Here is a 3372-nt window from a genome sequence, read left to right as displayed (position 1 = left end):
TATGTTTTCGTGATTCACATAATCATCATTGACATTTATCCAGCGAGTTTTTCCCGTTGCTTTGACGTGAGCAATACCGCCCAATGCATACAATGAAACATATTCATTGATACGATATGCAGGGCCAACCAGAAGAGAGTAGTATTTTGCATCAATGCGGTTATCAACTGAGTCGCCGGAGAGGAAATAGTTTTGCTTATCATCACCACTCATATATGAGAATGAAGCAAGAGCGCTCAGCGGAGAGTCAAACTCATAACGGTATTGCAGATTTACGCCACGGATGTTTTTAAAATCCTGTACTTTGCTTTGGGCATAACCAATAGATACAGAATGATTATCAGCAAACGCAACCTCACTTACCATTGATGATGCCAGTAATACTGCCAGTAATTCAACTTTCATTTTTAATCTCCTATTGTTTTCTATTCCAGAAATATATGCACCAACAACCTAAACCTGCAATGGCCTCACAGAACACTGGCTTCTTCAATTGCTGCTGCTCCCATTTTTCGACAGTACCTGTTTTTTGTTTTTCGGCCGCCGACTGCATGGCTTCGAGGTTATTCTCAACAAAAAAGCCATTAATTATGACATGGCTACCGACAAAAAACCATATTAACTCTTTTGGATAGAATAAAATAAGGTATCCATATGGCAACACCAAATATTCCACTCGCCAATAATTTAATATTATCTGAATCCTGCTGTGCGTCAAATAGAATAGCTGGTAATACAGTGAGATAGAGAGCAATAATCAGTCCTGTTGCATAATAAGCGATCATGGCTTTTCGAGTTCCTTTTTTGCGTCTAAAAAACAACCACGCTGCATAAAGGGAAACAATGAATCCACATATCAGAAACGCAAATGCCCCCATAGAGTAATAAGATAAAAAGCCAGTTTCATTGAAATAATTGAATGCGATCATGGTAAAACTGTAAAGTTCAATAGCGCCTCCAATAATCCCTAAGATAAGTCCAAGAGCTGGAAGGTATAACAACCCGTTAATCCTACAAAGTTCCTCCTGTTCACAGGCATCACACAAACCTGACTCTTTGTTTGCTTCATAAACTCTACATTTTATACATTCCATTACTGATCCATTTTTATTCATAAATGTTTGTTTTTTACAATCCAGCCATCAGGATGGGAATTATTGCTAATCTCACTCAGGATCTGACGGAGTTTTTTTACGCGAATTAAATTTGTCTATCAGATTAAAGACTATTGCTGCTAGTGTTATAGCTGTACCGGCTATACATCCAAACACAAGAACCCTCATCACTTGGGAGGCAGGAAAAAAATGTATCCTTTTGTTAGATAAATAAATAAAGCTCCTCCTCCCATCAAAAGAAATCCGAGGATTATACAAAAGATGCATGAGTATAAAAATAACACAAAATAAGCAATCACTTCTCTCCCTCCGTCTTTTTATTAGAAGGTGGTTGACTGTTATTGATTGCATCTTTTATATATCCACCTAAAAACTCGCTACCAAAAGCTCCTGTCGCGTCGAATATAAATCCCGGGAATTCTTTTCCTGTAACTGAATTTACAATTCCTGGTGCGTATAACCCAAACCCTCCACCAGCTCCGGCCCCGGCAGCAGCACTTCCTATCGACCAGATATCCGGACCATCGGTAAAGAATGCGCCACCCATCGCAATTCCGACGTTCTGTCTGACAGTCCTTCCCGGTGCAAGCATACCTGTTATGCCAGAACTGGCACTGCTTTTCCAGTCCCAGCTTTTGTTCTCATTACCTGGCTGGCTCAGGTCAAACCACTGGTAGCTTCCGTTAGCAATTTCTGCAATCACTCCACCACCAATCACCTTGCCAATTGATGCAGCAGGGCCAAGATACCAGGCATATGCAATCATGACGCCATCTTTATAACCGTCAACGATCACTTTTGCGATATTAGCACCTTCCGGTAATTCACCTTTCGCTATCTTATCCAGCCCGGCCTGTGTTTCTTCCGGGGATAGTCTCTTATCGGTCGCAAACTGTTTCCAGGACGCAGCAGCATCAACGTAGTCTCTCTCTCCGGTTGACAGCAAACTGTTCCAGCCATCTCCGAGCGAGTTATTCTCCGCAACATTTCAGAACCCCTTAACTTTCATGATATGCAACAAACCAATACCCAAGCCTAAGATCCCCCCCCCATACACACTTATTTTTAATAGTCTAAAAAACTGAAAAACTTCAAATGATATTGGGGAATTTAAATAAAAGTACATAAATATCTCCAAAAGAAGATAAAAAATCGAACCGACTATAAATAAACTAAATATGCATACAATCATTAATAAGACAACAATAAGGAGGATCTTCATTTCCCAGCCTCCATTGCATCTTTCTTTTTCTGGATAATGGAACTTCCAAACTCAGATGATAAACTACCACCCGCATTACCCACAGCACTAGGGATCTTACTCGGTACCATTTCTTTAGATAGACCCAACGGCCCTTTAACTTCAGTATATTTCAGTAGAGTAGGATCGAATTTAGGATTCCAACCACCGGTTATCCATTTACCGATTGTATTTGCAGCAGGCTTGACCACATAATTGCCAACCCCGTATCCAAACCAAGCCCCCGCTCCATTTGTTATCGCCCCCGTAAGAGGATCATCTCCGTTTATGGTGTTGGTTAATGCTCCACCTGCCGCATTCCAGGCTATTGTCCCTTTCCAACTCTGCCCCATGGTTATCACATTTATCCAGCCTGCAGCCACAGAGTTGACCGGGTTTATTTCACTACTATCTGCATACTGCATACCGGCATTTGTCCCGGCACCAAGCAACCACATAGCTTGGGCACTCCCCGGTAACAGGGCAACGCTACCTGTCGCTAATGCGGCTGCATAAGCTTTATTTTCAGCCAGTCCCCGCTTACAGGCTTCACCGGAAGGATTATCACTACAGGAGAGGACATCAGCACCATGCTCCTTAGCTTTTTCCGTCTGGAGCCATTCACTGCCACCCAGCAGATTATTTTCAACCGTCGTTTTACCCGACTGTGCCCCGGCCAGTGCAGACGAGGAACTGTCACCTGCCAGTCCCCCGGCAATACCTGATGCGATGGTTGCCAGTGCACTGATGGTCTGTTTCTCTGTTTCGCTGAGTTCACTGAGCGGTTTGTTGTACATTTCCAGCGCTATCATTCCGACCAGTTCACCGGTAGCGGCACCGGCTGCCCCGGCCAGTGCATTCTGCCCCTGCATGGAGGCCAGTACCGCATTTGCCACGGCATGGGCTGCCACTTTACTCATGCCCTCAAGACCTGACTGATGTCCAATCATTTCGGCAATATACGGTGCTGCTGCACCTGCGATCGCCGCATTCATGTCTCCACCGGCAGCCCCCTGA

4 protein-coding genes are annotated in these 3372 nt (G+C 43.7%); all 4 read right to left on the bottom strand.

All coding sequences use genetic code 11. The features are described from left to right. Positions 1-405: Ail/Lom family outer membrane beta-barrel protein (locus tag GTGU_RS13815; RefSeq protein ID WP_038158044.1), on the bottom strand; the 405-nt coding region annotated here is incomplete at its 3' end. A gap of 194 nt (positions 406-599) precedes the next feature. Next, positions 600-1094 (bottom strand): DUF2569 domain-containing protein, encoded by a 495-nt coding sequence (locus tag GTGU_RS13810; protein WP_038158043.1) that lies wholly within the window; start codon positions 1092-1094, stop codon positions 600-602. A gap of 316 nt (positions 1095-1410) precedes the next feature. Next, complete coding sequence (locus GTGU_RS13805; RefSeq protein ID WP_156964168.1) at positions 1411-2061, bottom strand: adhesin; 651 nt, start codon at positions 2059-2061, stop codon at positions 1411-1413. Between the two features lie 272 nt (positions 2062-2333). Further along, on the bottom strand, positions 2334-3372 hold a 1039-nt coding region (locus GTGU_RS13795), incomplete at its 5' end, for a VENN motif pre-toxin domain-containing protein (RefSeq protein WP_038158039.1).

Origin of the sequence: Trabulsiella guamensis ATCC 49490, from assembly GCF_000734965.1 — a bacterium.
GTDB classification, from domain to species: domain Bacteria; phylum Pseudomonadota; class Gammaproteobacteria; order Enterobacterales; family Enterobacteriaceae; genus Trabulsiella; species Trabulsiella guamensis.
The sequence above is the reverse complement of the archived record's forward strand: the minus strand, read 5'-3'. Positions and strand labels throughout refer to the sequence as shown.